23 protein-coding genes are annotated in these 23,716 nt (G+C 69.2%); 13 read left to right on the top strand and 10 right to left on the bottom strand.

What is annotated here, in order from left to right; all coding sequences use genetic code 11:
* The gene (locus AC1ROD_RS02400) at positions 1 to 1,059 is read right to left on the bottom strand and encodes a DUF2125 domain-containing protein (protein WP_492946662.1); all 1,059 of its coding nucleotides are present in this window, start codon (positions 1,057 to 1,059) and stop codon (positions 1 to 3) included.
* Positions 1,060 to 1,205: 146 nt separating this feature from the next.
* Between AC1ROD_RS02400 and AC1ROD_RS02395 the strand changes: the two genes are divergently transcribed.
* Both AC1ROD_RS02395 and AC1ROD_RS02390 read left to right on the top strand, forming a co-directional pair.
* Entirely contained in the window at positions 1,206 to 1,739 is a 534-nt protein-coding gene (locus AC1ROD_RS02395; RefSeq protein ID WP_492946661.1) for a hypothetical protein, read from the top strand.
* A 61-nt stretch (positions 1,740 to 1,800) separates the two neighbouring features.
* On the top strand, positions 1,801 to 2,235 hold the full coding sequence (locus AC1ROD_RS02390; RefSeq protein ID WP_492946660.1) for a VOC family protein: 435 nt from the start codon (positions 1,801 to 1,803) through the stop codon (positions 2,233 to 2,235).
* On the opposite strand, the gene AC1ROD_RS02385 is transcribed toward AC1ROD_RS02390, so the two are convergent.
* Complete coding sequence (locus AC1ROD_RS02385; protein WP_492946659.1) at positions 2,232 to 5,129, bottom strand: ATP-dependent DNA helicase; 2,898 nt, start codon at positions 5,127 to 5,129, stop codon at positions 2,232 to 2,234. The two genes, AC1ROD_RS02390 and AC1ROD_RS02385, sit on opposite strands and share 4 nt — an antisense overlap.
* Positions 5,130 to 5,228: 99 nt before the next feature.
* Here AC1ROD_RS02385 and cobT point away from each other — a divergent pair, with 99 nt between their 5' ends.
* Together cobT and AC1ROD_RS02375 are read left to right on the top strand one after the other, a co-directional pair.
* Complete coding sequence (gene cobT, locus AC1ROD_RS02380) at positions 5,229 to 7,121, top strand: cobaltochelatase subunit CobT (RefSeq protein ID WP_492946658.1); 1,893 nt, start codon at positions 5,229 to 5,231, stop codon at positions 7,119 to 7,121.
* Between the two features lie 8 nt (positions 7,122 to 7,129).
* On the top strand, positions 7,130 to 8,122 hold the full coding sequence (locus AC1ROD_RS02375; protein WP_492946657.1) for an esterase-like activity of phytase family protein: 993 nt from the start codon (positions 7,130 to 7,132) through the stop codon (positions 8,120 to 8,122).
* 8 nt (positions 8,123 to 8,130) lie between these two features.
* Here AC1ROD_RS02375 and AC1ROD_RS02370 read toward each other — a convergent pair whose 3' ends face one another.
* The 5 genes from AC1ROD_RS02370 to AC1ROD_RS02350 form a co-directional block, all read right to left on the bottom strand.
* The gene (locus tag AC1ROD_RS02370) at positions 8,131 to 8,430 is read right to left on the bottom strand and encodes a hypothetical protein (protein WP_492946656.1); all 300 of its coding nucleotides are present in this window, start codon (positions 8,428 to 8,430) and stop codon (positions 8,131 to 8,133) included.
* 131 nt (positions 8,431 to 8,561) lie between these two features.
* Positions 8,562 to 8,867: a hypothetical protein gene (locus AC1ROD_RS02365; RefSeq protein ID WP_492946655.1), complete on the bottom strand. Its 306-nt coding sequence runs from the start codon at positions 8,865 to 8,867 to the stop codon at positions 8,562 to 8,564.
* Between the two features lie 79 nt (positions 8,868 to 8,946).
* On the bottom strand, positions 8,947 to 9,522 hold the full coding sequence (locus AC1ROD_RS02360; RefSeq protein WP_492946654.1) for a demethoxyubiquinone hydroxylase family protein: 576 nt from the start codon (positions 9,520 to 9,522) through the stop codon (positions 8,947 to 8,949).
* Positions 9,523 to 9,526: 4 nt separating this feature from the next.
* The gene (locus tag AC1ROD_RS02355; RefSeq protein ID WP_492946653.1) at positions 9,527 to 10,090 is read right to left on the bottom strand and encodes a disulfide bond formation protein B; all 564 of its coding nucleotides are present in this window, start codon (positions 10,088 to 10,090) and stop codon (positions 9,527 to 9,529) included.
* Between the two features lie 26 nt (positions 10,091 to 10,116).
* On the bottom strand, positions 10,117 to 10,698 hold the full coding sequence (locus AC1ROD_RS02350; RefSeq protein ID WP_492946652.1) for a YqaA family protein: 582 nt from the start codon (positions 10,696 to 10,698) through the stop codon (positions 10,117 to 10,119).
* A gap of 193 nt (positions 10,699 to 10,891) precedes the next feature.
* Here AC1ROD_RS02350 and hppD point away from each other — a divergent pair, with 193 nt between their 5' ends.
* The 7 genes from hppD (at position 10,892) to AC1ROD_RS02315 (ending at position 16,266) form a co-directional block, all read left to right on the top strand.
* On the top strand, positions 10,892 to 12,001 hold the full coding sequence (gene hppD, locus AC1ROD_RS02345; RefSeq protein WP_492946651.1) for a 4-hydroxyphenylpyruvate dioxygenase: 1,110 nt from the start codon (positions 10,892 to 10,894) through the stop codon (positions 11,999 to 12,001).
* Positions 12,002 to 12,065: 64 nt separating this feature from the next.
* Entirely contained in the window at positions 12,066 to 12,188 is a 123-nt protein-coding gene (locus tag AC1ROD_RS02340) for a hypothetical protein (RefSeq protein ID WP_492946650.1), read from the top strand.
* 35 nt (positions 12,189 to 12,223) lie between these two features.
* The gene (locus tag AC1ROD_RS02335) at positions 12,224 to 13,402 is read left to right on the top strand and encodes an isoaspartyl peptidase/L-asparaginase family protein (protein WP_492946649.1); all 1,179 of its coding nucleotides are present in this window, start codon (positions 12,224 to 12,226) and stop codon (positions 13,400 to 13,402) included.
* A complete protein-coding gene (locus AC1ROD_RS02330; RefSeq protein WP_207869087.1) occupies positions 13,399 to 13,665 on the top strand; it encodes a hypothetical protein in 267 nt (88 codons plus the stop codon). Before AC1ROD_RS02335 ends, AC1ROD_RS02330 begins: the two co-directional genes overlap by 4 nt.
* Positions 13,666 to 13,795: 130 nt before the next feature.
* Positions 13,796 to 14,539, top strand: a complete 744-nt coding sequence (locus tag AC1ROD_RS02325; RefSeq protein WP_492946648.1) for a hypothetical protein — start codon at positions 13,796 to 13,798, stop codon at positions 14,537 to 14,539.
* Positions 14,540 to 14,637: 98 nt separating this feature from the next.
* Positions 14,638 to 15,645, top strand: a complete 1,008-nt coding sequence (locus AC1ROD_RS02320; protein ID WP_492946647.1) for a fumarylacetoacetate hydrolase family protein — start codon at positions 14,638 to 14,640, stop codon at positions 15,643 to 15,645.
* A gap of 84 nt (positions 15,646 to 15,729) precedes the next feature.
* Entirely contained in the window at positions 15,730 to 16,266 is a 537-nt protein-coding gene (locus AC1ROD_RS02315) for a CcdC protein domain-containing protein (RefSeq protein ID WP_492946646.1), read from the top strand.
* Positions 16,267 to 16,270: 4 nt separating this feature from the next.
* Here AC1ROD_RS02315 and AC1ROD_RS02310 read toward each other — a convergent pair whose 3' ends face one another.
* From AC1ROD_RS02310 to AC1ROD_RS02300, 3 genes are all read right to left on the bottom strand, one after another.
* On the bottom strand, positions 16,271 to 17,314 hold the full coding sequence (locus AC1ROD_RS02310) for an LLM class flavin-dependent oxidoreductase (RefSeq protein WP_492946645.1): 1,044 nt from the start codon (positions 17,312 to 17,314) through the stop codon (positions 16,271 to 16,273).
* The gene (locus tag AC1ROD_RS02305) at positions 17,311 to 18,246 is read right to left on the bottom strand and encodes an ATP-grasp domain-containing protein (RefSeq protein ID WP_492946644.1); all 936 of its coding nucleotides are present in this window, start codon (positions 18,244 to 18,246) and stop codon (positions 17,311 to 17,313) included. Before AC1ROD_RS02305 ends, AC1ROD_RS02310 begins: the two co-directional genes overlap by 4 nt.
* Positions 18,247 to 18,324: 78 nt before the next feature.
* The gene (locus AC1ROD_RS02300) at positions 18,325 to 19,497 is read right to left on the bottom strand and encodes a winged helix-turn-helix domain-containing protein (RefSeq protein ID WP_492946643.1); all 1,173 of its coding nucleotides are present in this window, start codon (positions 19,495 to 19,497) and stop codon (positions 18,325 to 18,327) included.
* Between the two features lie 154 nt (positions 19,498 to 19,651).
* Here AC1ROD_RS02300 and AC1ROD_RS02295 point away from each other — a divergent pair, with 154 nt between their 5' ends.
* Both AC1ROD_RS02295 and AC1ROD_RS02290 read left to right on the top strand, forming a co-directional pair.
* The gene (locus AC1ROD_RS02295; RefSeq protein ID WP_492946642.1) at positions 19,652 to 21,133 is read left to right on the top strand and encodes a S41 family peptidase; all 1,482 of its coding nucleotides are present in this window, start codon (positions 19,652 to 19,654) and stop codon (positions 21,131 to 21,133) included.
* Positions 21,134 to 21,276: 143 nt separating this feature from the next.
* Complete coding sequence (locus AC1ROD_RS02290; protein ID WP_492946641.1) at positions 21,277 to 23,652, top strand: TonB-dependent receptor; 2,376 nt, start codon at positions 21,277 to 21,279, stop codon at positions 23,650 to 23,652.
* Positions 23,653 to 23,716 lie beyond the last annotated feature (64 nt).

Genomic DNA, 23,716 nt, shown 5'->3' with positions numbered 1-23,716 from the left:
TCAGAACAGCTTCGGCGCCGGAGCCAGGGCGAAGGGGCCGAGGAAGGTGCGGCCATTCTTGAACACCAGGGTCAGGTCGATGTTGTTCCCCGCCCCGCCCGCGACGGCGGTGGCGGCCGCCGCCCCCATGGCGCCGGCCTGATTGACCGCGCCGGAGTTCGAGCGGGCCAGACCGGCGATGGCCGGCAGCGGCTTCTCGGCCTTGAGCGCCAGCTGTCCCTGCAGACGGCCGTCGGGCTGGGCCGACAGCAGGTCGCTGGACAGGACGGCGCGGCTGTCGCCGGCCTGAAGCTCGCCGCGCACCCGGGTGAAGCGGCCGCCGCCCCGGGTCCAGGCGCCGAAGATGCCCGCCGCGTCGGCGCCCGACAGCTGGTCGGCGTGTTCGACGACGGTCTCGATCTGGGCGCTCAGCTTGCCGTTGCGGGTCATCCCCTCGACCGGGCCGTGCGGACGCCCTTCGGCCTCGACGAGGCGGAACAGCATGTCGACGCTGGTCTCCACGCCGGGCGTCCCCGCCGGGGCCAGATGCGGCCGCAGATAGAGCTGGATCAGCTTGGCCCGTGAGATCGGGAAGGGTTCGGCGCCCGGCAGGATGGTGAACTCCGGCTTCGCCAGTTCGATCGCGACATTGGGCCAGCGCTGGGTCAGGCCATGGACGCTCATGCGGATGCCGTCGCCACGCACGGCGACCTTGCCCTTGCCCGCCCGGGTGACGGTCAGGCCGTCGGGCGCGATCAGCACCCATTTGTCCGGGTTCCAGGCCGTGGCCTGGGCGACCAGACGCGGCCCGGCGATGCCGTGGCCCGAGGGGGCGTCGAAGGAGACATGGTCCGCCTGGACCCGCAGACGGAACGGCCAGCCGCTCATACTCAGCTTCGTATAGGTCACCTGCCAACCGGCCGTGCGCAGGCTCTGGGCCTGGGCCTCGAACCGCGTCTTCACCTGATCGGCGAGGTAGAACCACCAGACGCTCCAGCCCGCGACCACGATCAGCAACAGGACGAAGGGGCCGAACAGTCCGGCGCGGCTGTGTTTCTTCTGGGGGGCGTTTTCGCTCATGGGGTCCTGTTACAGCAGAGGCGGCGCGAAATGAACGCACGACCGACCGTGCGGCTTCCGGAACCCCCTCGCCCTTGCCAGCAAAGCTTGCCCCTGCCACCGGGGATTGCGCCGACAGTGCGGCGGCGATTCGAGCGGGGCGTGATATGGCGGACAAGGACAGCGGGCTTCCTCAAGAGGCCGCCGACCTCTGGAGCCTGTGGCGACGGCTGAAGCGGAACTTCCCCGCCTGGAGCCTGCTGCCGTCCGGCCTCTACACCCCCGGCGCCTGGGGCTATATCGGCGTGGATTTCATCAGCGGCTTCCGGCGCAACAAATCGACGCGGCAGACCTTCGACCTGCTGGACGGCGTCGATGACAAGACCTTCGACGCCCTCTACGCCCTGGTGAATCTGAACGGACGGCGTCAGGACCAGATGCTGAAGGCGGTGGTCATCGGCTATCTGACCCTCCCCCTGTCGATCATCGCCATCATCGCGGACATCGAGGGCGACAGCGTCTCGGCCTTCATCCGCGAGCATTCGACGACGGTCTACCAGATCATCGCCATGGTGACGCTGGGACCGCTGACCTTCCTGATGAGCCAGTGGCGGTCGCGCCAGATGATCGGGGTTCTCGACCTGATCCGGATCGAACGGGGACGGCCGGTTCACGGCCCGTCCGGGACCGGGGACGAATAGCCGCACGGAACGTCCGCTCCCGCGCGCCCGTTTCCCTGCGAACGCATCACGGGAGACCGATATGGAAGCGCAGACGCTGCACCGGGGCCGGCTGATCGATCATCTGCATCTGGTGGTGAAGGACCTCGCCGCCAGCCGAAGGTTCTATGGCGCCGTGCTGGAGGTGCTCGATGTGCCCATCGGCGGCGAAGGCCCGACCTTCTTCTGGGCCGACGAGCTGTTCGTGTCCTCGGCGGACAGTCCGGCGGCGCTGGGCAAGCTTACCGGCCGCCACCATCTGGCCTTTCAGGCGAAGGACCGGGCGGCGGTCGAGGCCTTTTACAAGGCGGGTCTCGCGGCGGGCGGAACCGACAACGGCGCCCCGGGCGAGCGGCCCTACCACCCCGGCTACTACGCCGCCTTCCTGCTGGATCCCGACGGCAACAACATCGAGGCGGTGTTCCACGGGGAGGCCGAGCGGTCGGCGGAGAGTGTGGTGATCGAGTTCGAGGCCTAGGCCTCTGGGCTTTCGCCCAGAAACCCCTTCGTCAGCTCCACCGCCTCAACCAGACCCATGCGCATGACCTCGGCGCCCGGGGGCAGGCTGGCGAACAGGCGGGTCGGGGTGGCGGCGTCCAGCATGACGAAGACGCCCTTGTCGTCGGCGCGGCGGATCAGGCGACCGAAGGCCTGGGCGATGCGGGCGCGGGCGAGGCTGTCGTCATAGCCGCGACCGGCGGCCGACTCTCCCCCGAACTTCAGGCGACGCGCCTTGTGCAGCAGATCGGGACGCGGCCAGGGGACGCGGTCGAAGGCCAGCAGGCGCAGGGACCGGCCCGGCACGTCGACGCCATCCCGCACGGCGTCAGTGCCCAACAGGCAGCTGTCCTGTTCAGCGCGGAAGATATCGACCAAGGCGCCGACCTCCAGCGGATCGACGTGCTGGGCGTAGAGGGGATAGCCGGCCTTGGCGAGATCGGGGCCCAGCCGCTCATAGACCGCCTTCAGACGGCGGATGGCGGTGAACAGGCCGAGCGACCCGCCGCCCGCCGCGAGGAAGAGTTCGCGCATCGCCGCCGCCGTCTGGCGCGGGTCGTCCTTGGACACGTCGGTGACGACGATGACCCGGCTGTTGGCCTCATAGTCGAACGGGCTCTCGACTTTCAGGGTGCGCGGCGGTTCGATCAGCCGGGCCGAGCCGGTGCGCATCCGGGCCATGTCGAAAGCGTCGCCGCCGGCCGCCGCCGCGATGGGGTCGCTGAGCGTCGCCGAGGTCACCAGCACCCCGTGCGAGGGCAGGATGACGGCGGCCTCCAGAGGCACGGTCGGGTCGATCCAGTGGCGGCGCAGGGCCACGTCATGGATGCGGCCGAAGGCGGTCTCGACCGACAGCCAGTCGACGAAATCGGGATCCTGTTCGTCCCCGCCCTCCTGCAGCGCCGCCAGCATGGAGCGCCAGCCCGGCAGGGTCATGCGGGCGCGACGGTCGAGACCGCGCAACGCCCCCTCGATCCGCGCCCGGGCCGAGGGTTCAAGCTCGGACGATTCCTCGTCGAGGATGTCCTCCAGATGCCGGGCCAGGGCCAGCAGCGGCGCCTCCAGCGCGGCGATGGCCTGGGCGGCGCCGCGCGCGGTCTCCAGCAGGGGCTCGGTCGCCGGGCGGACCGCGCACTCCGTGCCGAACTCCGATGAGGCCGAAGACGCGGCCTCCGACGTCCGCGCACGGATCTGCTCCAGCGCGGCCATCAGGAACTGTTCGATCGGCCCGACCGGGTTCACCTCGCCGGACGGAGGCGCGATGCGGCCCGAGATGCCCTCGCCCGGGAAGGCGGCGGCGGCGCGGATGGCGTCCTGAAGCGCCTTGCGGGCGGCTGAGTCGTCGCCGACCAGATCGCCGAGACGCTGTTCCAGACCCCGACCGCGGCGGCCGCGCCCTTCGGGCCCCCGGATCCAGCGGCGCAGCTCGGCGGCCTCCTGCCCCGACAGACAGGCGGAGAAGGCGCTGTCGGCGGCGTCGAACAGGTGGTGCCCCTCGTCGAAGACGATGCGCTTCAGAGCCGCCGTTTCGCCGTCCTGCTTCAGACCGCGCGCCGAGCGGGCGCCGTCGAAGGCGGCCTGTGTCATGACCAGCGCATGGTTGGCCACGACGAGGTCGGCCTTGCGGCTGGCGCGGATGGTCTTTTCGACGAAACAGGTGCGGTAGTGCGGACAGGCGGCATGGACGCATTCGCCGCGCCGGTCGACGAGGTTGGCGGCCGAGGCCTGATTGCTCTGGGGCGTCGCGAACAGGCCGGGCAGCCAGCCGGGGAAGTCGCCGCCGGTCATGTCGCCGTCGCGGGTGTGCAGGGCCCAGCGGCTGGTCAGGGCCAGACCGATCAGGTCGCCGTTTCCCAGCTGGGCCGCCTGAACCATGTCCTGAAGATTGAGAAGGCAGAGGTAGTTTTCGCGCCCCTTGCGGACGACGGTCTTGCGTTTGCGTTCGGCCGGATCGGGCCAGAGGCTGGCGCTCTCGCGATCGATCTGGCGCTGCAGGGCGCGGGTATAGGTCGAGACCCAGGCGGCGCCCTGGTTGCGCTCGGCCCAGACGGAGGCGGGCGCGAGGTAGCCCAGCGTCTTGCCCGTGCCCGTCCCCGCCTCGGCCAGAAGCACGCGCGGACGGCCCTCCTCATTCCTCGGCGAGAAGGCGTAGGCGGCCTCGGCGGCATAGTCGGACTGGGTCGGGCGGGTCTCGTCCAGACCCGAGGCCTGCAGCAGCTTGGCCAGACGGATGCGGGCGCTCTCGCTGTCGACCGGGGCCGAGCCCGCGTCGCCACGCGGGGCCTCGTCCTCCCATTCCGGCAGTCGCGACCAGGCGTCGAGGCCGGAGCCCCGATAGCGGCGGTCGCGCATCGGATTGTGCTGCAGAGCCCCCGCCACCCGCCAGGCCCAGCCCCAGGCGCCGCTGGGGGCCTTTCCGAGCGTCTCCACGAGCGTGAAGGCGTCCTCGCGGCCCGGATAGGCCGGATCGGCCAGTTCACGCAGCAGGGCGCCGGCGGCGTGACGCAGGGCCTCGGCCTGGGCCTCCGCCCCCTTGGGCTCGGACAAGCCCAGAGCGAGCGCGAGGCCGCTCGGCGAGGGGGCGCAGAACCGCGCGGGCCGGACGAAGGCGTAGAGCTCCAGCACATCAAGGATGTCGGGCGAACGCGGCGGCGGGGCCAGACCCAGACGCCGCGCGGTCAGGGAGGCATGGGCGACCATGACCGGGGCGGTGGTGAAGGCGCCCTCGGCCGCGCCGCGTCCGATCTTTCGCGCCCCCTCGTCGTCGCAGATCGCCCCCGCCCCCGGGGGCACGGCGAGCGCCGGCGGCAGGGCCAGCCAGGCCTCGGCGCCGGTCACGGACTGATGGGTGATGACGGATTCGCCTGACACCATCCCTAGATAGCGATTCCGGGTCGGAAACGGAACGGGAACACGCACATGCGAACACACACGCCCTTTCCTCGCCGCGCCCCCCTGCTATGACGGATCGAAATGGCCGCTCCCGAAACTCCCGCCGAAACCTTCAAGCGCGCCCTGGCTCACGCGGCCCGGGCCCTGGCCGAGCAGTCGGAACTGGAGGTCGTGTTCGGCTCGGACGGGCCGAAACTGTCGAACGGCGTCCTGACCCTGCCGCATCCGCCCCGCGATCCCTCGGGTCCCGACAGCGCCACGGTCCGGGGACAGGCCGACCGGCTGGCCCTGAGGCTGGCCAATCACGACGAGGCCCTGAACGCGACGCTGCGGCCCGCCGACAGCCAGGCCGCCGAGGTCTTCGACGCGGTCGAACAGGCCCGGGTCGAGGCGGTGGGTTCGAACGCCCTCGCCGGGGTCCGGGCCAATATGAACGCGGCGCTCCTGACCCGTCTGGAGCGGATGGGCGCCCTGCGCGCCGAGGCCGAACGCGTGCCCATGGCCGAGGCCGTGGCCCTGCTGGTGCGCGAACGGATCACCGGTCAACGCAATCCCGACGGCGCCGGCGCCATGCTGGATCTGGTCCGCCCCAATCTGGAAGCCAGGGCGGGGGCCCAGTTCGACAAACTGGCCGAGGTCGCCGACGATCAGGCCGCCTTCGGCAAGGCGCTGAAGGACGTGCTGCGGGCGCTGGACCTGGATCCCGGCGACGGCCGCGGCGACGACGCCTCCGAGGATCAGGGCGACGAGGAGCCCGATCCCCAGGATCCCGACGCCAACGACGAGCAGGACGAGGAAGAGGACGACGGCGGCGGCGAAGGCGGCCAGTCGATGGACGGCTCCTCCGACGACCAGACCGCCGAGGAAGAGCGCGACAGCCGCCCGGACGGCGCCCCGGCCGAGATGGACGGCGACGCCACCGACGACGGCCCCGAACTGTCCGAGGGCGACCTGCCCAACCGCCAGCAGACGGCCGACGACGGCAGGGCCATCGACGCCTACCGCGTCTTCACCACCGCCTTTGACGAGACGGTGGACGCCGCCGACCTGTGCGACCCCAACGAGCTGGAGCGTCTGCGCTCGCTGCTGGACCAGCAGCTGACGACCCTGTCCTCCATCGTGGCGCGGCTGGCCAACAAGCTGCAGAGGCGGCTGATGGCCCAGCAGAACCGCACCTGGACCTTCGACCTTGAGGAAGGCGTGCTGGACACCGCCCGCCTGACCCGGGTGATCACCGATCCCACCAGCCCGCTCAGTTTCAAGGCCGAGAGCGAGAGCCCGTTCCGGGACACGGTCGTGACCCTGCTGCTCGACAACTCCGGCTCGATGCGCGGGCGGCCGATCATGGTGGCGGCGGTCTGCGCCGACGTCCTGGCGCGGACGCTGGAGCGGTGCGGGGTCAAGGTCGAAATCCTCGGCTTCACAACCCGGGCGTGGAAGGGCGGCCAGTCGCGTGAGGCCTGGATCACCGCCGGCAAGCCGCCCATGCCCGGCCGCCTGAACGACCTGCGCCACATCATCTACAAGGCCGCCGATGCGCCGTGGCGCCGGGCCAAGAAGAACCTCGGCCTGATGATGCGCGAGGGGCTGCTCAAGGAAAACATCGACGGCGAGGCCCTGACCTGGGCCCACGACCGGCTGCGCAACCGCACCGAGGCGCGCCAGATCCTGATGGTCATCTCCGACGGTTCGCCGGTCGACGACTCGACCCAGTCCGCCAACGCCGCCCTCTATCTGGACAAGCACCTGCGGCAGGTGATCGAGCGGATCGAGACGCAGTCGCCGGTCGAGCTGATCGCCATCGGCATCGGCCATGACGTGACCCGCTGGTATCGCCGCGCCGTGACCATCGTCGACGTCGAACAGCTGGGCGGTGTCATGATCGAGAAGCTGGCCGAACTGTTCGAGACCGAGCCGAAGGCCGCGACGCGCAAGGCGGGCGCTGGCCGCGATCCTGCACGACGCGCCGCATGAATCCTCAAATGAAGCGTCTGCTGCTGGTCTGGGGCGTCCTGACCCTGACGGCCTGTTCCGGGTCGATGGGCGTGCCGCGCCCCTATGTCCCGGCGGTCGACGGCTGGATTCCCGAAGAGGTCACGCTCAAGCCCGTGGGCCTCGGCGTGCCCGGAGGCGCGGCCCTGGCGCCTGGCGTGAGCTTCGCCGGCGGGATCGAGATCGTGGCCCCGGTCGGGTCTCCCCTGCACAGTCTGTCGGACCTGAAGCTGACCGGGGACGGCGGCTTCGTCACCGTGTCCGACGTCGGCGACCTGGTCCGCGCCGAGCTGAGACTGGACGCCCAGGGCCGGCTGACCGGCATCGACGGCGCTCGCACGCGCCGCCTGACCCTGGCCGACGGGACGCCGATCCAGGACAAGTTCGAGGGGGACGCCGAAGGCCTGACCCTGCTGGACGACGGCGAGCTTCTGGTCAGTTTCGAGCGCGATCACCGCATCTGGAACTATGGCCCGCTGGCGGCCATCAGAAACCCGATCCCGGCGGCCAGGCCCGATTTTCCCTTCCCCGAGAACGACGGAATGGAGGGTCTGACGGCGGCGCCGCACGGCTGGCGGGTCAATGGCGAGAGCGGCGGGGGCTGGGACTGCACCCCGCGCGGCTGCACGGTGGTGACGGCACCCCCGACGCCCCTGCTGCGCGACAGCGACTACCGGATCACCGGCATGGACCGCGACCCGGCTGCCGGATCAGGGGGCGGCTGGTTCGTGGTTCAGCGGTCCTACGCGCCGCCGATCGACGCCCGGGCCCGGGTGCGACGCATGGCGGCAGACGGGACCCTCGGCCCCGTCCTGGTTGAGCTGAAACTGCCCGGCACGACCGACAATTTCGAAGGTATCGCCGCCGAAACCCGTGATGGTCAACAAGGCGAGCGGACGCGGATCTACATCCTGTCGGACGACAATTTCAGCGCGGCCCAGCGGACCCTTATGCTGGCCTTCGACGTGGCGCCGAGGCCGTAGGGCCGACCTTACTGGGTCGGCATCGTCCGGGCGCCCTGCATGCGGCGCAGCATTTCGGCGCTTTCCGCCCGATCAGAGGCCGCCTGTTCAGCGGTGCGGCAACGACGGATCGGGAAACGCGTACCGGTGACCTGTTGGGTGGTGCAGACCAGACGCGCACGCTGGGCCTCGGGCGCGGCGGCCGGAGCAGCGTCGGCGGCGGGCGCAGCCGCGACTTGAGGCGCGGCATCGACCTGACCGCCGGCCTGGGCCTGGGTGGAAGACGTCTGGGCGAGGGCGGCGGCGAAGGCGAGAACGGCGAACATCATACGGATACTCGGTGCTGAAGCTGGCGGGGGAGAGCCTGAGGTTCCATCATGCCCGAGTTTTCCCGCCGTGCAACACAGACGGGCACGGACAGTCCGGGCGGGATCGACAGTCGGGATAGTCGGGCGGGCGGCTAGTGGCTTTCGTCGGGGTAGATCGTCACCGTGCGGCAGGTACGGACCGGGAACCTCTGGCCGGTCACCTCGACATAGCGACAGACCTGGCGGGTCGGCAACGGGGCCTCGACCTCGGGTTCCGGCTCGGCCTCGGGCTCCGGTGCGGCGGCCTCAGTCGTCGCGGCGGCCGGGGCGGAGGTCGAGGCCGGGGCCACAGGCGGGGTCGGGGCGGCGATCGCAACGGCGACCGTCTGGACCGGTTCAGGTGTCTTGGGCGATTGCGTCTGCACAGCAACCAGCAAAGTCAGCAGGGCGAACAACATGGCGGCATCCCTTCAAGAGACTGGAATACCGATGATGCCTCAGATGTTCGCAAGCGCAACATAAAAATGTTGCATATGCTCAGACGCGTTCGCTGACCTTGATCGCGACCTTGCAGCCGGCCTTGATGACGGCGCTGAGCAGGCGGTAGCCGGGGGCCTCGCGGCTGCCGTGGGCGACGGCGTGGTCGTGGTGCTCCAGCTCCTCGGCGCGGAAGCGCTCCAGCTCGGCGGCCAGGTCCGGATCGCGGTCCTTCAGCTCGGCGATCTGGTCGGCGTAATGCTCCTCGATCACGCTCTCGACGGCCTCGGTGCAGGCGTGGGCGGCCTTCTCGCCCATCAGGGCGGTGCCGGCGCCAAGGGCCTGGGCCGCCAGCCGCCAGGCCGGGACCATCAGGGTCGGACGCACGCGCCGGGCGTTCAGCAGGGCGTCGAAGCGCGCCAGATGCACCGCCTCCTGATCCTGCATATGGGCCAGGTCCGCGGCGATGGCGCCCTTGCCCTTCGCCGCTTCGAAGACGGCGCGCTGGGCGCGGTAGATCTGGACGGCGGCATATTCCCCCGCGTGGTCGACACGCAGGATTTCGGCCATCCGCGCCCGCGACGCGCCCCGGCCCGGTCGCGGCAGGGGCGGACGAGGAATGCGGGCTTCCGTCATGATCTCAGGCCGCCTTCAGCATGGCCTCGGCGCCGTTCTTGGGGGCGCGGGCGTCCTTGGGGCGTTTGGCGGCGAGCAGGCTGAAGACGGCAAGACCGGCCGAGATCAGGGCGTTCCACGACGACATCGACAGACCCAGGAAGCGCCAGGTGACGGCGTCGCACATCACGACCTTCGGAGCCGGGCCCGTACCCAGCGCCAGAGCCGTCAGGCTTTCCAGACTGGCCGCGCCGCCTGCGCCCGAGCAGGTCGCGGGCAGGTGCCACCATTTCATCTCGCCGCCCGTATGGAAGGTCGCAGTGACCGCGCCGGTCAGGAAGATGACGAACAGCAGGAAGGCGGCGATGCGCGGGGTGCCGCGGCTGGCCCGGCTGATCACGGCCCACAGGGTGGCGACGGCGGAGACGGCGACCGCGCCCCAGAAGACCTCGCGCTGCTTGAGGCAGAGGTTGCAGGGCGTCAGGCCCCACAGCCGCTCGGACGCATGGGCCGCGCCCAGCATGGCCAGCGAAATCGCCAGGGCGAAGGCGGTCCACCAACGGGTCAGGAGGCGATAGATCTCGATCATCAGGCGACGGTTCTAACCCGCCCCGCTCAATGCTCCAACAGCTTCAAAAGGAAGAAGCCGCCGACCAGCAGGACCAGGGCGATGACGAAGAACAGGGCCAGCCGCTTCTCGACCACCGCCAGCATGGCCGGGCCCCAGGTCTTGAGGATCCAGGCCTCGAGGAAGAAGCGCCCCGAACGGGTGATGGCCACGGCCAGAACGAAGAGGCCGAGATTGAAGTGAGCGAGGCCCGCGGCGATGGTCACCAGCTTGAACGGGATCGGCGTCAGCCCCTTGCCGAGAATGACCCAGAAGCCGTTGTGACCGAACCAGGCCTGATAGACGGCGATATCCATGCCGTGGCCGAAGATGTGCAACAGCTTGACCGCCAGCGGCTCCAGGAAGACGCCGATGGCATAGCCCAGCAACCCGCCCAGCAAGGACGCGATCGAACAGATGGCCGCATAGCGATAGGCCCGGTCCGGCCGCGACAGGATCATCGGGGCCAGCATGACGTCCGGCGGAATGGGGAAGAACGACGCCTCGGCGAAGGACACCGCCGCCATGGTCTTCTCGGCATAGGGCTTGCGCGCCTGTTCGAAGACCCAGTCGTAGAGTTTGCGCAGCATGGATTTCCCCGGAAAGCCCGCCAGCCCTAGCAACGCCGGGACGCGCGGTCCATCCGCCGCGACGCCGCAGCGCCTTCGTTTTCCTCATCAAAACGACTGAAATATCGCACGCCTTGGCGAAGCCGACTTCCCCCACTAGGTTCCGGCCCAATCGCGGCGACCGCCGCACAACCTGTTCCGTGGAGAGAGCCGCATGACGACCGCAGCCACCACCCTTACGCCCGACGCCACCATCCCCGCCGCCGAGAACCCGCTGGGCGTCGACGGCTTCGAGTTCGTCGAGTTCACCGGCCCTCAGCCCGAGGCCATGATCAAGCAGCTGGAGACCATGGGCTTCGTCCAGACCCATGTGAATCCGAAGACCAATGTCGTGCGCCTCAAGCAAGGCGACATCTCTTTCCTGGTCCACCGCACCCCGACCGGTCAGGCGGGCGAGTTCGCGCGCGAGCACGGCCCCTCGGCCAACGGCATGGCCTTCCGCGTCAGCGACGCCAAGGCCGCCTGGGACGGCGCCGTCGCGCGCGGCGCCCAGCCTGCGGAGGCCCATGCGGGCGGCGCGCTGGGCGAAGGGGCTTACGTCCTGCGCGGCATCGGCGGCAGCCTGCTGTATCTCATCGACGCCTATGGCGAGACCGGCTCCCTCTATGACGCCTGGGACGAGATCGAGGGCTGGGAAGAGGAAGAGCGCAAGAACAACGTCGGCCTGTACCTGCTCGACCACCTGACCCACAATGTGCGCCGCGGCCAGATGCGCACCTGGTCGGGCTTCTACGGCGACGTCTTCGCCTTCGAGGAGCAGAAGTATTTCGACATCAAGGGCAAGGCGACGGGCCTCTTCTCCCAGGCCATGATCGCTCCCGACAAGGCGATCCGCATCCCCCTGAACGAGAGCCAGGACGACAACTCCCAGATCGAGGAGTTCCTGAAGCGCTACAACGGCGAGGGCATCCAGCACATCGCCCTGGCCACCGACGACATCTTCGCCACCGTCGAGGCCATGCGCGAGCGCGGCGTCGAGTTCCAGGACACCATCGAGACCTATTTCGAACTGATCGACAAACGCCTGCCCAACCACGGGCATGACGTGGAGCGGATGCGCAAGAACCGCATCCTGATCGACGGCTCGGACGAGGAAGGCCTGCTGCTGCAGATCTTCACCACCGACGTCTTCGGTCCGATCTTCTTCGAGATCATCCAGCGCAAGGGCAACGAAGGCTTCGGCAACGGAAACTTCCAGGCCCTGTTCGACTCGATCGAGCTGGACCAGATCCGTCGCGGCGTGATCAAGGTCGACGCCCATTAAGCTCCCGGCCAAACCCCCGTCCTGGCTGCCGTTTCTCGGCCCGGTCCTCGCGGCCGGCGCCGGGATGCTGGCCGGCGAGTTCTGGCTCGGCGGGGGGTTCTGGATGGTGTTCAGCGCCGGGATCATCTGCGGCTTCGCTCCGATCGTGATCTATCGGCTGTGGAAGCGGCTGCATCACCGGCGGTGAGCCGCCCCTTCAATTCCGTCGTCCGGGAGTCCGTCATGCCTCGCCCCTTCGCCAAGCTCGCCGGACTGGCTCTCGGCCTCTCCCTGATCGCCGCTCCCGCCCTGGCCCAGACGACGGCTGACGCCCCGCGCTGGTCCTTCGCCATCCACGGCGGGGCCGGGGTGATCGAGCGGGCCAGTCTGTCGCCCGAGCAGGACGCGGCCTATCGCGCGGCGCTGAGAAGGGCGCTGGAGGCGGGCGGCAAGGTGCTGGACGGCGGCGGCTCGGCGCTCGACGCCGTTCAGGCGGCGATCCAGATCATGGAGGACGATCCCCTGTTCAACGCCGGGCGCGGCGCGGTCTTCACCGCCGCGGGCAAGAACGAGCTGGACGCCGCGGTCATGAACGGCGCCGACCTGACCGCCGGCTCCGTCGCGGGCCTGACCACCACCCGCCACCCGATCGCCGCCGCCCGGGCGGTGATGGAGCAGAGCCCGCACGTCATGCTGATCGGCCAGGGCGCCGACGCCTTCGCCGCCTCGGTGGGGCTGGAGCAGGTTCCGCCGTCGTACTTCTTCACCGAGCGCCGCTGGCAGGGGCTGGTCCGGCTGCTCAACGAACAGCACCAGCCGATCCCCGACCGTCCCGAAGGCGCCCCGCCGCCTCCGGCTCAGGGTATGGCCGCCAACGATCCTTCGGCCCCGCCGCTGAACGAGCGCAAATTCGGGACCGTCGGCGCCGTCGCCCTCGACAGCCAGGGCCATCTGGCGGCGGGCACCTCGACCGGCGGGACCAACGGCAAGCGCTGGGGCCGGGTCGGGGACGTGCCGGTGATCGGCGCCGGCACCTACGCCTCAAACCGCGACGGCTGCGCGGTCTCGGCGACGGGCGACGGCGAGTATTTCATCCGGGCGACAGTGGCGCGGGACATCTGCGCGCGGATCGCGGCGTGGACCAGAAATCCTGACCAGCTCATCGCCGACCTGGGACCGCCGGCGCCGTGCGCGAGAACGCCCGACGAAATCTGTACCACGGAGAGACCGCCAATAACGGGCAACGCCGCACGGGCCGAGATCGCGGACGCGGAAAGCCTCGGCGGCAAGGGCGGTGTGGTCGTCATGGGCCTGAACGGCGAACCCGCCTTCGCCATGTCCACCTCGGGCATGTATCGCGGCGAGATCCATCCCGGCGAGGCCGCCCGCGTCGCCATCTACGCCGACGAGACGCCGCAATGAGCTTCGCCGAACACGAACTGACCGCCATGGCCGAGGAGGAACTGGCCGCCGCCTGCGACCTGACCTGGCCCGAGCTCAAGCGGATCACCCCCTGGGGCGACAGCTATGAGGGTTTCGCGCCCTCGGGCCGCACGGTCGAGGTCGAGCGCCGCTACCTCTGGGCGCTGGAGCCCGAGGGCGCCATCGTGGTTGAGGTCGAGGTGCGCGACGCCGCCGCCCGCACCGGGGTGGAGACCCGCGCCATCCTCGCGCCGCCCGCGTAGGAATTCCCCCATCGGGCGATTGAACCGGCTCAGGAAAAACTTCGCACAACGACGTTAACCTTTTCATTGCGAAGCGCGGCCGTTCAGCCATGATGGCGGTCTCGCACACCGGCCGGAGAAGGATCGCCGCATGTCAGCCCCGACCCCGACCGACTTCCCCGCGCCCGACGCCTATTACACCCAGGAACCGGGCGGTCTGTTCTTCGCCCTGTCGCCGGCGATGACCACGACACTGGTGCTTCTGCTGGGTCTGGCCGTGCTGCTGGGCTGGCTCTGGGGTCGCGCCAGACGTCCCGGCGACGATCCGTCCGAGGCCATCTATACGGCCATCAGGAAGGCCCTGGCCGAGGCGACAGGCGCGCCGCGCGACGGCGTCATCGCCGCCGCCCGCAAGGCCCAGGCGACGATCAAGGATCAACTGGGCGACGTTCTGGTCCTGGCCAAGGGGCTGTCCGGTCCCTACGGCGCGCTCGGGCCTGCGCTGGACGGCATCGACAAGAGCCCGCCCAAGGCCGAGCACAAGGAGCACAAGCCCGAGCCCCACGCCGAGAAGTCGGGCGTCGAGAAGGTCATCATCAAGGCGCGCGACGTCTTCATCAGCCACGCCCCCGCCTCCGACGGTCACGAAGACGACCACAAGGACGGTCACGGCGATGGCCACGGCAAGGACGACAAGGGTCACGGCCACGACAAGCCTGCGGCCGGGGGTCACTCCGGCGGGCATGGCGACCATCCGCCGAAGACGCTCAGCGCAGCGGCCCAGATCGAGGCGGTGCGCGCCGCCGTCCACAATCTGTCGGACCATTGGAGCGACAAGCCCGCCCGGCTGGCCGAGCTGCGCGCGGCGCGCAAACAGCTGACGCGGCCCTCCTGACCCGCCCCTCCTGAATCGGGCGCCCTGAACATTTCTGATCATTGATCAGGCGCCATCCCCGGTTTCCCCTCCGGAAAAATCGGCCTAAGCCTCGGGGCATGAAGCTCGCCTCGCTCAAGCACGGCCGTGACGGCCGCCTCGTCGTCGTCTCCAACGACCTGCACTGGTTCACGGACGCCTTTCTGATCGCCCCGACGCTGCAGGCGGCGCTGGATGACTGGGAGCGTTGCGAACCCAAACTGCGCGCCCTTTCGGAAAGCCTCGAGCACGAGGCCGTGCCGACGGGCCGGTTCCGCGAGCACGACGCCGCCGCCCCCCTGCCCCGCGCCTATCAGTGGGCGGACGGTTCGGCCTATGTGAACCACGTCGAACTGGTGCGGAAGGCGCGCGGCGCCGAGATGCCCGCCACCTTCTGGACCGATCCCCTGATGTACCAGGGCGGGTCGGACGGCTTCCTTTCGCCCCGCGATCCCATCCCCCTGGCCGACGACGCCTGGGGCTGCGATCTGGAAGGCGAGATCATCGTGGTCGTCGGCGACGTGCCGCAAGGCGTGACCCCGACCGAGGCGCTGGATCACATCCGTCTGGTGGGACTGATCAACGACGTCTCGTTGCGCAACCTGATCCCGGCCGAGCTGGGCAAGGGCTTCGGCTTCGTCCAGTCCAAGCCCGCCAGCGCCCTGTCGCCCGTGCTGGTGACCCCCGACGCCCTTGGCGAGCGCTGGAAGGCCGGCAAGCTGTCGGGCGCGCTCAGCGTCCAGCTCAATGGCAAGGACTTCGGCATGGCCGACGCCGGCGTCGACATGACCTTCGACTTCGGGACCCTGATCGCTCACCTCGCGAAGACCCGGTCTCTGGCGGCGGGCACGATCATCGGATCCGGCACGGTGTCCAACAAGGGCGCCGACGGCGGTCCGGGCCGTCCGGTCGCCGAGGGCGGGCTGGGCTACAGCTGCATCGCCGAGGTCCGCACGGTCGAAACCATCCTGCGCGGCGCGGCCGAGACGCCCTTCCTGACGTATGGCGACACAGTCCGCATCGAGATGCTGGACGACAGGCATCACTCGATCTTCGGCGCCATCGAACAGACCGTCGAAAAGGTCTGATCTCCTCGTCGGGCCTCTTCCCCGAACCCGGGTTACCGGCCTAATCTCGGCCCTGCGGCGCCCTGCCGCAGGGGGACAACGGGCATGACGCCGCAACAGTATATTCCGCTTATCGCCGTGGGCTTCGCCCTGCTGATGGTCGTGCTCCGCAACCGGACGCCCCGAACGCTGCGGCCGCAATATCTGTGGGTCGCCCCCGCCATCATCGTGCCCCTGATGGCCCTGGCGATCTGGGGAACCAGCAAACAGCCCGGCGCCAGCCACGCCCCCTTCGCCGCGCTGGACTGGCTGGTCCTCGCGATCGGCCTGATCCTCGGCGGCGTCGCCGGCTGGTGGCGCGGCAAGATGACGACCATCGAGAAACATGCCGACGGCACGCTGAAGGCCCAGGCCTCGCCCATCGGCATGATCCTGATCGTCGTCCTGCTGCTGGGTCGCCGCGCCCTCAGCGCCTTCCTCGAACCGCACGCCGCCGCCCTCGGTCTGAACGCCACGGCCGTCGCCGACGCCTTCCTGGTCTTCGTCGTCGGCATGATCATCGTCCAGCGCGTCGAGATGTACATCCGCGCCCGCCGCGTCCAGCACGGCGGCACGGACAGCCACGTCGAGGCGACCGCCTAGCCCGTCAGTTCGGCCGGATCACCTGGGCCGAGAACCGCTCCATCTCCTCGGCCTGGGGCGACATCTGCAGCAGGACGAGGTCGAGGCCGGCGGCTTCGAATTCCTCGATCCGTTCGCGGACGGTTTCGGGCGTGCCGACGAAGCCGGGGCGCAGGCCGCGGTTGGAAACCGAATATTCGCGGATCTTCAGCTCCCGCTCCAGCTGGGTGCCCGACAGCCACTGGTCGAAATTGGCGAAGCCGGCGGGCGGCGCGCCCTCGGCCAGGCCGGGGATGGTGGTGATGCGCGCCAGTTCGGCCGCCGCCTCGGCTTCCGTATCGCGGACGATGGCGTAGCCGGCCATGCCGAATTGCATCGGGGGCAGGCCGAAGCTCTCGCGGCGGGCCTTCATGTCGGCGACCTTGTCCTTGATCACCTCGGGCGTGTCGCCGTGCATGACATAGGCGTCGCAGTGGCGGGCGATCAGGGTCTTGGCGGCTTCGGACTCGCCCCCGGCGTAGATCACCGGACGGCGGCGCTCCGGCGTCGACAGGGGCTTGGGTTCGACGATGGCGTCCTTCAGTTCGTAGTAGGCCCCCGAGAAGTCCGTGCGCGGATCTGACCAGAGCTTGTCCAGCACCTGCAGCCATTCGGTGGTGCGGGCGTAGCGGTCGTCGTGCTGGTCGAATTGCAGCCCATAGCTCTCGGCCTCCTTGGCCCACCAGGACGAGACGACGTTCAGGGCCAGACGGCCGCCCGAGATCCGGTCGATATTGGCCGCCTGTTTGGCGAACAGGGCGGGCTGGTGGAAGTTCGGCCGCACCGCCGTCATCAGCTCGATCCTGGAGGTCACCGCCGCCAGGGCCGCCGTCGACGACCAGGCGTCCAGGGCCGGGGCGTCGATGCCCTGGATGTCATTGAGGTTCAGCTCGGCGACCAGGGTCAGGTCATAGCCGATCTCCTCGGACCGCTTCACGATGGCCGACAGATGCTCCCACGAGGCGCGCGGTTCGTCGGCGACATTCCTCAACCAGCCGCCGAAGACCGGGGCCCAATAGCCGTACCTCATGCCGCCTTCTCCGCCTTGCGAGTCTGTTCGGCGACGATCCCGACCAGCCATTCGACCAGATTGTCGTGAGGGTCGAAGCCCAGCACCTCGACCGGTTTGGCCACGAAGTTCGACAGGCCGTTGATGTCGTAGAACAGGACCGAGCCGTCGCGATCGTCGATCAGATATTCGATGCCGCCGATCTCCAGCTCCCCCGCCACGGCCAGCCGCTCGACCGCCTCGATGATCTCGGCCGAGGGCGTCGTCTTCGTCATGGTCAGGGTCGGGGCGCCGGGCCGCACCAGACAGGCGTCGGCAGGGCAGAGATCGAAAGCGTCGCCCGGGCTCTCGATGTCGATGGCGTAGAGGTATTTTCCGCCCAGGGTCTCGACCCGGGTGATCTTGCCGTCGCGGCGCGGGGCGTATTCCTGAATGAGGGACAGGCCATTGACCCCGACCGGACACCATTTCTCGCCCGCCGCCTCGGCCAGCTTCTCCGGGCTCTCATAGCGGATGATGCCGGCGCCGGCGCCGCCGATGTCGGCCTTGACCAGCACGGGGAAGCGCAGCCCCTCGGTCGCCGCCGGGATGTCGGCCTGACGGTGCGCCACGCGCGTCGCCGGCCCCTTCAGCCCCAGCCGCGCGATCAGCGACATCTGCCGCGCCTTGGAGGTGTCGATATTCAGGGCCGAGGCGTTGACCACCCGCGTCCCCTGCCCCTGCCAGTGCTCGAACAGACTCTGGGCGTAGAAGATCGGATGCTCAGGCTCGCGCAGGAATGACGACATGGCCACCCGGCTGAACACCACCTTCGCCGGCGCCGGCGAGGCCGCCGGGTCGAAGCTGTGCCCCGCCAGCGGGACCTTCACATAGGACACCCCGTGCCGGTCCAGCGCCGCGAACAGCGGCTCGAACCATTCCGGGTGCTCATAGACGATCGCGAGATCGGGCAAGGTCTGATCGGTCATGCGAAGGCAGATGCGTTACAGCGCGTTGAAACGCAAGGGCGGCGGCGGAATTCTCCGACGGGGTCAGACAGGATCGGGCGGGAGCGCCGCCAGCCGGGCGGCGGCGGCCGTCGCCGAAGGGTCGTCGGCAAGGGTGCGGCGATACCAGGCCCGCGCCCTCACCACCTCCGATCGCGCCTCATGCCGTCGCCCGATCTCAACGCCGAGCTCGGCCTGCCAGGGCCGGACCCGGACCGGCTCGGCGGCATAGGCCTTGTCCATCCCCTCATAGGCCCGCTCCAGCATCGACAGGGCGTCGTCGTCACGGCCCGCGATGTCCAGAAGGTCAGCGCGGTTGATCAGCAGGCCCCAATCGTCTGGATGCTCGGCCAAGGCCCGGTCATAGACCGCCGCCGCCTCCGCCAGACGCCCGCTCGCCGAGAGGGCCAGGCCGAACGCCCGCTGGACCTCGGGATCGTGCGGCCGTGCCGTCACCGCCCGTCCGGCCAGTTCGACCGCGCGCTTCAGGTCCGCGACCGCCGCCGGTTCGGCCAGCCGCCCCGAGGCCAGGGCCGCCCTCAGGGCGCTGCCCTTCGGTCGCGGCGCGTCCCGGCCGTCGGGCCAGCGCATATGTTTCTGCACCAGGGCGCCGGCCAGACCTGCCAGGGCTTCCGGCGCGTTCGGATCGGCCTTCAGCGCCCGCTCATAGAGGACGATGGCGGCCTCGTTGTCGGCGCGGGTGAACTGGTAATAGCTGTCGGCGGCCCGGGCCACCGTCCGGTTCACGACGGGCGCCGGAGAGGGGGTGGGCCGGAACGCGATCAGGACCAGAACCACCGCCGCCGCCACGACGCACAGGCTCGCGGCCGCGCCGATCATGGCTTTGCGCGGCAAGGTCGGGCGAGGCGCACTCCCGGTCCCGGACACCGCCACAACCAGCCGGTAGCCGCGCTTGGGAATGGTCTCGATCCGCCCGCCGCACCGGGTGTCTTCCAGCGCCTTGCGCAGCTTGAAGACGCAGCGCGACAGGGCGTCCTCGCCGACCGTGGTGTCGGGCCACAGCGCCGCCGTCAGGGTCTCGCGCGAGAAGACCTGGCCGGGACGGGAGGCGAGCAGGAACAGCAGGTCCATCACCTTGGGCTCCAGCGTCCGGCTCTCATCGCCTCGCCGCAGCCGCCCCTCGTCGCGATGGGCGCTCCAGCTCCCGATCTCCAGAACCCCGACCTCCATGATGTCAGAAGACGCGGATGCGGACACGGTCAGAAGGCCTCTCGGTCAGGAAAAGGTCAGGGAAAAGGGAGGCCGCCGTCATTCCGTCTCCGGGCCGACGCCCCTAGCCTTCCGGCCAGAGTTCAGGGACAGCTTCAGGGGTATGGACGTGCGGATCAAGACGTTTGGCATGGCGATAGGCGTGGCGGTCGCTTTGGCCGCCGGCGGGATCAATGCGGCGGTGGCGCGCGAGGCCCAAAGCGCCGCGGCCCCTGCGGAGGCCCCGATCCCGGCGGAAGCGATACGTCAGGACTTCGCCGATCTCTACGCCGGCCTGAAGCAGGCCCACTACGACCTCTACGCCCGCGCTTCGAAGGCGGACTACGACCGGCTGTTCGACCAGATGAACGGCGAAATCGTCCGCCCCATGAGCCGGGCCGAAGCCGCCGCCTTCTTCCAGCGTTTCGTCGCCTTCGGCCGTATCGCCCACGCCCGCATCGACGCCGCCTCGGAGGCCTATGGCGCCTACAGGCAGGCCGGAGGCCGGGCGTTTCCGCTCGATATCCGCATCCGCGACCAGCGGATATTCGTCGCCCTCAACGGCTCCGGCTCGGCCCTGATCACACCGGGCGACGAGATCGTGTCGATCGACGGGATCACCGCCTCCGACTGGTTCGCCCGCGCCTCCACCCTGATGTCGGCCGACACCCCCTATATGCTGGGCACGATGATGGAGAGCGGCTTCCGTCGCCTTTTGTGGAGCAAGCTTGGCGATGTCGTGGGTTTCGATCTGGTCCTGAAACGCGGCGACGGCGCGCCCTTCGCGGTGACGGTCCCGGCGCTCAGCCCGGCCGACCTGACGGCCGCCCAAGCCGGCCAACCGCCGCGCCTCGACCTCAGCTGGACCGCCCGCGAGGCCCGGATGCTGGGTGACGGCGTCGCGTATCTGCGCCCCGGCCCGACCTACAATGTCGAGGCCCAGACCGAGGCCACGGCCTATGACAACACGGCCTTCAAGGCCTTCGTCGACAAGGCGTTCGAGGACTTCCTGCACGCCGGGGCGACCGACCTGATCCTCGACCTCAGGGACAATCCCGGCGGCGACAACAGCTTCAGCGACCTGGTACTGGCCTGGTTCGCGACCCGGCCGTTCCGCTTTACCTCGTCCTTCACCATCCGGGTCAGTGAGCAGACCACCGCCTCCAACGCCGCGCGCCTGACGGTCGCCGGCAATGACCCGACCGGCATCTCGGCCGCCATGGCCCGGGCCTATGCCGGAGCGACACCGGGGACGGCCATCGACTTCCCCATCCCCATGGTCGAACCGCGCGCGGGGCGGCGCTTCGCCGGCCGGGTCTACGCCCTGATCAACCGCCGCTCCTATTCGAACACGGTCGCCATGGCCGCGACGTTTCAGGACTATGGTTTCGCGGTCGTGATGGGCGAGGAGACCTCGGACCTCGCCACGACCTATGGCGCGATGGAGACGTTCGCCCTGCCCCGCACCGGCCTCGTCGTTGGCTATCCCAAGGCCTTCATCGTTCGCCCCGACGGCGACCGGACCGCGCGCGGCGTGGCGCCCGACGTCGTCATCGAAACCCCGATCCTGGAAGGGCCGAACGACCCCGTGCTGGAACAGGCCCTGGCCCGGGTAGAGGCCTCACGCGGCCCGGCCAGTCCCTGACGCCAGCCTTATGGATGCAGCCACGACACGGTCCCCGACACAGGATGCGTCGCAACACAAAAGTCATCCGGCCGTCATCTAACCGAAGCGGCGCCGTTACAGGCCGGGCCTAGAGCCTCCCCGACTTTTGGGGGGACCGCGTCATGTTGTCACACATTCGATACACTCGCCTGGCCGGATTGCTGGCTGGAACCATGCTGGCCACCACGGCCGGCGCCGCCTTCGCCGGCGAGCCTGTCGCCGCCGACGCCGCCGTGGCCACCGCGCCCGAGGCCGCAGCTCCCGAGGCCGGTCCGGACACCGTCGACGAGATCGTCGTCATCGGCGCGGGCCAGACTCGCTCGGTTTCGACCCTGACGCCGCAGAACCTCGACACCCTGCCGCCGGGGACAAGCATCCAGAAGGCGCTGAACATCCTGCCGGGCGTCATGGCCCAGTCGATCGACGCCCTGGGCGTCAACGAACAGTCGCTGTCGCTTCAGGTGCGCGGCTTCAACACGACCCACCTCGGCTATTCGCTGGACGGCATGCCGCTCGGCGACGGAGCCTATAACAACTACAACGGCCTGACGATCAGCCGGGCCCTGATCTCCGAGAACCTGGGCCGCGCCGATCTGGCCACCGGCATCGCCGGCCTGAGCATCCCGTCGACCAGCAACCTCGGCGGCGCCCTGATCTACACCTCGTCGAACCCGCATCGCGACCTGGGCTTCTCGGGCAGCCAGACGGTCGGCAGCGAGGACACCCTGCGCACCTTCCTGCGCTTCGACACCGGCGAGCATCACGGCTTCTCGGCCTATGTTTCGGGCCAGTACAGCGAACAGGACCTGTTCGTGAACCAGGGCGACTACAACACCTCGACCGGCAAACAGCTGAACGCCAAGGCGGTGTACGAATTCGAGCGCGGGACCATCACGGCCTTCGCCGACATCTCGCGCACCAACCAGGCCGATGACGCCTATCTGTCCAAGGATATGCTGGGCCGCCTCGGCTGGGACTGGGCCGGCTATGCCCCGAACTGGCAGGCCTATGTCGGCGTCGCCGCCTGTTCGGTGGCCTCGCTGGCCGCCCAGTGCGTCGCCGCGCCCGCGCCGCAGCGCAACTCGGACGTGACCTTCACCAACGGCCAGATCCTGCGCAACGACGAGCTCTATTACCTGGCCGGCGACTTCGACCTGACCAGCGCCCTGAAGGCCCACCTGCAGGTCTACAAACACACCGACAAGGGCGCCGGGAACAACTTCATCACCGGCCTGTCCAACCAGGGCACGACCTCGACCGCCGACGACCTGCCGGTCCAGATCCGCGACACTCGCTACACCATCGACCGTGACGGCGTGGTCGGCAGCCTGAAGTGGAACTTCGGCGTCAACGAACTCCAGGCCGGCTTCTGGCTGGAGGAGAACACCTCCAGCGCCGCCCGCTACATCCGCACCGACGTGACCGGCCCGAGCGACCTCGGCAAGTTCCTGGGCGGCACGCCCTCGACGGCCCAGTGGGTCCAGGAGACGGACTGGGAGACGCGCCAGTACTATGTCCAGGACACTGTGCGCCTGCTGGACGACCGGCTGACCATCGATTTCGGCTTCAAGAGCACCTGGTCGAAGTCGGACGCCCACGCCATCCGCGGCATCGCCACCAACGCCCCGCCGGCCTCCAGCCAGTTCGCCAGCGGCAGCCTGACCGCCGAGGACTGGTTCCTGCCGGAAGTCGGCGTCCACTATCAGCTGGCGCCCGGCCATGAGGTCTACGCCAGCTATGCCGAGAACATCGCCATGTACCAGGGCGGCTTCAAGCTGGGGCCGCAATCGGTGACGCAGACGGTCTGGGACGCCCAGGGCCAGTATCTGGAACCGGAAGCCTCCAAGAGCTTCGACGCCGGCTATCGCTATATCAGCGGCCCGCTGCAGCTCTCGATCGCCGCCTACCACGTCGAGTTTGAACACCGTCTGCTGCAGTACAACCCCTGCCCGACGAACCAGCAGCAGAACCCGGGCTGCGGCAACTCCTTCCACAACGCGGGCGGGGTCACCTCGAACGGTGTGGAACTGGGCGCGCTGTGGAAGCCCTTGTCCTGGCTGACCTGGTACAACTCGGCCTCGTATAACGAGACCACCTACGACGACGACCTGAACTGGTGCACCACCACCTGTGTGGTCAAGGCCACCGCCGGCAAGCAGCAGGTGGATACGCCAAAGGAGATGGTCTCCAGCGTCCTGACCCTGCACAGCGGCCCGTTCTCGGCCTCGCTGCAAGGCAAGTACACCGGTGAGCGCTTCTATACCTACACCAACGATCAGGGCTTCGGCGGGGTCACCACCTTCGACCTCGGCGTCAGCTACGAAATCGGCGACACCGGCGCCAAACTGTCGGTGAACGCCACCAACCTGACCGACAAGCGCTATGCCTCGAACTTCGACTCGAGCGTCTTCGCGCCGGACGATGCGGCCGGGTCGATCCTGGTGTTCCACGCCTCGGCGCCGCGTCAGGTGTTCGCGACGCTCAGCTTTGACTTCTAGGCGCATTTCGCGCTGACCTTCGGGGCCCTTCCACGTCGGCGACGGCGCGGGAGGGCCCTTTGGC

The organism is Brevundimonas sp. GW821-FHT12E07, from assembly GCF_058807035.1.
This window is presented reverse-complemented; position numbering and strand designations above follow the sequence as displayed.

What these genes read in the sequence shown, in the direction of transcription:
- AC1ROD_RS02400 (WP_492946662.1), bottom strand. Translation starts at nt 1,059, where the DNA reads ATGAGCGAAAACGCCCCCCAGAAGAAACACAGCCGCGCCGGACTGTTC.
- AC1ROD_RS02395 (WP_492946661.1), top strand. Translation starts at nt 1,206, where the DNA reads ATGGCGGACAAGGACAGCGGGCTTCCTCAAGAGGCCGCCGACCTCTGG.
- AC1ROD_RS02390 (WP_492946660.1), top strand. Translation starts at nt 1,801, where the DNA reads ATGGAAGCGCAGACGCTGCACCGGGGCCGGCTGATCGATCATCTGCAT.
- AC1ROD_RS02385 (WP_492946659.1), bottom strand. Translation starts at nt 5,129, where the DNA reads ATGGTGTCAGGCGAATCCGTCATCACCCATCAGTCCGTGACCGGCGCC.
- cobT (WP_492946658.1), top strand. Translation starts at nt 5,229, where the DNA reads ATGGCCGCTCCCGAAACTCCCGCCGAAACCTTCAAGCGCGCCCTGGCT.
- AC1ROD_RS02375 (WP_492946657.1), top strand. Translation starts at nt 7,130, where the DNA reads ATGAAGCGTCTGCTGCTGGTCTGGGGCGTCCTGACCCTGACGGCCTGT.
- AC1ROD_RS02370 (WP_492946656.1), bottom strand. Translation starts at nt 8,430, where the DNA reads ATGATGTTCGCCGTTCTCGCCTTCGCCGCCGCCCTCGCCCAGACGTCT.
- AC1ROD_RS02365 (WP_492946655.1), bottom strand. Translation starts at nt 8,867, where the DNA reads ATGTTGTTCGCCCTGCTGACTTTGCTGGTTGCTGTGCAGACGCAATCG.
- AC1ROD_RS02360 (WP_492946654.1), bottom strand. Translation starts at nt 9,522, where the DNA reads ATGACGGAAGCCCGCATTCCTCGTCCGCCCCTGCCGCGACCGGGCCGG.
- AC1ROD_RS02355 (WP_492946653.1), bottom strand. Translation starts at nt 10,090, where the DNA reads ATGATCGAGATCTATCGCCTCCTGACCCGTTGGTGGACCGCCTTCGCC.
- AC1ROD_RS02350 (WP_492946652.1), bottom strand. Translation starts at nt 10,698, where the DNA reads ATGCTGCGCAAACTCTACGACTGGGTCTTCGAACAGGCGCGCAAGCCC.
- hppD (WP_492946651.1), top strand. Translation starts at nt 10,892, where the DNA reads ATGACGACCGCAGCCACCACCCTTACGCCCGACGCCACCATCCCCGCC.
- AC1ROD_RS02340 (WP_492946650.1), top strand. Translation starts at nt 12,066, where the DNA reads ATGCTGGCCGGCGAGTTCTGGCTCGGCGGGGGGTTCTGGATGGTGTTC.
- AC1ROD_RS02335 (WP_492946649.1), top strand. Translation starts at nt 12,224, where the DNA reads ATGCCTCGCCCCTTCGCCAAGCTCGCCGGACTGGCTCTCGGCCTCTCC.
- AC1ROD_RS02330 (WP_207869087.1), top strand. Translation starts at nt 13,399, where the DNA reads ATGAGCTTCGCCGAACACGAACTGACCGCCATGGCCGAGGAGGAACTG.
- AC1ROD_RS02325 (WP_492946648.1), top strand. Translation starts at nt 13,796, where the DNA reads ATGTCAGCCCCGACCCCGACCGACTTCCCCGCGCCCGACGCCTATTAC.
- AC1ROD_RS02320 (WP_492946647.1), top strand. Translation starts at nt 14,638, where the DNA reads ATGAAGCTCGCCTCGCTCAAGCACGGCCGTGACGGCCGCCTCGTCGTC.
- AC1ROD_RS02315 (WP_492946646.1), top strand. Translation starts at nt 15,730, where the DNA reads ATGACGCCGCAACAGTATATTCCGCTTATCGCCGTGGGCTTCGCCCTG.
- AC1ROD_RS02310 (WP_492946645.1), bottom strand. Translation starts at nt 17,314, where the DNA reads ATGAGGTACGGCTATTGGGCCCCGGTCTTCGGCGGCTGGTTGAGGAAT.
- AC1ROD_RS02290 (WP_492946641.1), top strand. Translation starts at nt 21,277, where the DNA reads ATGTTGTCACACATTCGATACACTCGCCTGGCCGGATTGCTGGCTGGA.